Below are 984 nucleotides of genomic sequence, written 5' to 3'. Positions count from 1 at the left end.
CCTACGCCCACCGCCATCTGCCACATCCCATTTCCAAATGTCGCCATCATTGCCAGGCCTACTGCAGTTGCCACCACGTGGCCACCGATCACATTCCGCGGCTGTGCAAGTGGCGCTTGGGAGGCGGCGAACAATAGAACACATGTCGCTCCAAAAGGCGCCATCAGCAAAGGGACGCCCGCCAGTTGGGCAAGCAGAGACGTGGCCCCGATTCCGGCGATTCCACCGATCAGCCCAGTTAGTATTTGGAATGTGTCAGGACGCGCAGGAGCAATACCTTTGCCTTTCATTTTGTGAAACATTCTAGACCTCTGTGCTAATATGTACAGACAGGTCTGTACGCTAAACGGCTTTGGCCAGAACGGCAACACTCATGAGGCTATGAGGAAATCTAATAAAATAGGTTTTGACTATGAATAAACGTGATGACGTCCTGAATGCCGCGCTTAGACTCTTTAACGAGCATGGCTATCATGCTGTTGGAGTGGATTGGATTCGTGATGAAGCTCAAGTTTCAAAGATGACCCTCTATAAGTACTTTCCAAACAAAGACAATTTGGTCGAAGAGGTTCTTAAACTGAGACACAGCCAGTTCAAAGATTCACTTGAAAGCGAGGTTTTTAGGCACTCCGAACCGTTAGAAAGGCTAAACGCGTTTATCAACTGGCATGTCGCCTGGTTTTTCTCACAAGACTTTCATGGATGCATGTTTATAAAGGCTACGGGGGAGTTCCATGGTATTGACAACTTTCTGAAGGTTTCGCAAGCACACAAAGACTGGGTGGCCAGCTTGCTCACCGACCTTCTGAGCGATGCCGGAGTAGACTACCCTAGCTCCCTCTCCCAGCTTTTTGTCATCACAATCGATGGCATGATCGTAAACGCCAGTATTTTCCACTCTCTTGAGCGTATCGAGTCGGCATGGAATCAACTTTGTAAAGCGGCGTCGCTGCCCAGCCTACCACTGAAAACGCCATCAAGATC

At 49.4% G+C, this 984-nt stretch carries 2 protein-coding genes; one reads left to right on the top strand and one right to left on the bottom strand.

Annotation, left to right across the window (positions count from 1 at the left end; translation table 11 throughout):
• The coding region (locus tag L1075_RS15625) for an HPP family protein (protein WP_246942756.1) at positions 1 to 302 on the bottom strand (302 nt) is incomplete at its 3' end.
• 110 nt (positions 303 to 412) lie between these two features.
• On the opposite strand from L1075_RS15625, the gene L1075_RS15620 reads away from it, so the two are divergent.
• Positions 413 to 984: TetR/AcrR family transcriptional regulator (locus tag L1075_RS15620; RefSeq protein ID WP_246942754.1), on the top strand; the 572-nt coding region annotated here is incomplete at its 3' end.

The sequence above is a fragment of the Chromohalobacter beijerinckii genome (assembly GCF_023061185.1).
In the GTDB taxonomy this organism is placed as follows: Bacteria; Pseudomonadota; Gammaproteobacteria; order Pseudomonadales; family Halomonadaceae; genus Chromohalobacter; species Chromohalobacter beijerinckii.
The sequence above is the reverse complement of the archived record's forward strand: the minus strand, read 5'-3'. Positions and strand labels throughout refer to the sequence as shown.